Source organism: Mesorhizobium sp. M2C.T.Ca.TU.002.02.1.1 (assembly GCF_003997225.1).
The window spans coordinates 1-627 of sequence record NZ_RZTO01001443.1; the positions used below are offsets into that span (position 1 = coordinate 1).

Here is a 627-nt window from a genome sequence, read left to right on the forward strand (position 1 = left end):
CTCCCGGCATCGAGCGATGCCGGGAGACCTTTTCGAGCAATTCCAGGAAAGTGTGAGCGGCTTTCCGTCCGGAATTGCGCAAAACAAGGAGATAGAGCGGTTCGCCGTTTCCGTGAAACGGTGAAACGCTCTAGAAATCGGCCCATGGATCTCGTCACCGTCAACGGTCTGTCCAAACGTTACGGCGGCATCGTCGCGCTGAGCGAGGCCGCATTCAGCGCCCGCGCCGGCGAGGTGCATGCGTTGCTCGGCGAGAACGGCGCGGGCAAAAGCACCTTCATCCAGATCCTGTCGGGAGCGGTTCAGCATGATGGCGGCACGATCCTGGTCGACGGGCAGGATTATCGTCCGGCCAATCCGGATGCCGCGCAGGCGCGCGGCATCGCCGCCGTGTTCCAGGAATTGTCACTCATCCCCGATCTCAGCGTCGAGCAGAACATCTGGTTCCGCCACGAACCCCGGACATGGCTTGGCACCGTAAATCGCGGCGAGATGCGGCGCAAGACTCTGGCGCTGCTCGAGAAGTACGATTTCCCGGCGCTACGTCCCGAACAGGAGCTGCGGCGGCTGACACTGGCCGAACGGCAGATCGTCGAGATCGCCAAGGGTCTAGCCAAGGACCCGCGC

The 627-nt window shown here is 62.7% G+C and carries 1 protein-coding gene; it reads left to right on the forward strand.

The annotated features are described in order from the left end of the window. Positions 1–144 precede the first annotated feature (144 nt). Positions 145–627 (forward strand): ATP-binding cassette domain-containing protein (locus EOD07_RS36660; RefSeq protein ID WP_164772972.1); only part of this gene is annotated, 483 nt, incomplete at its 3' end.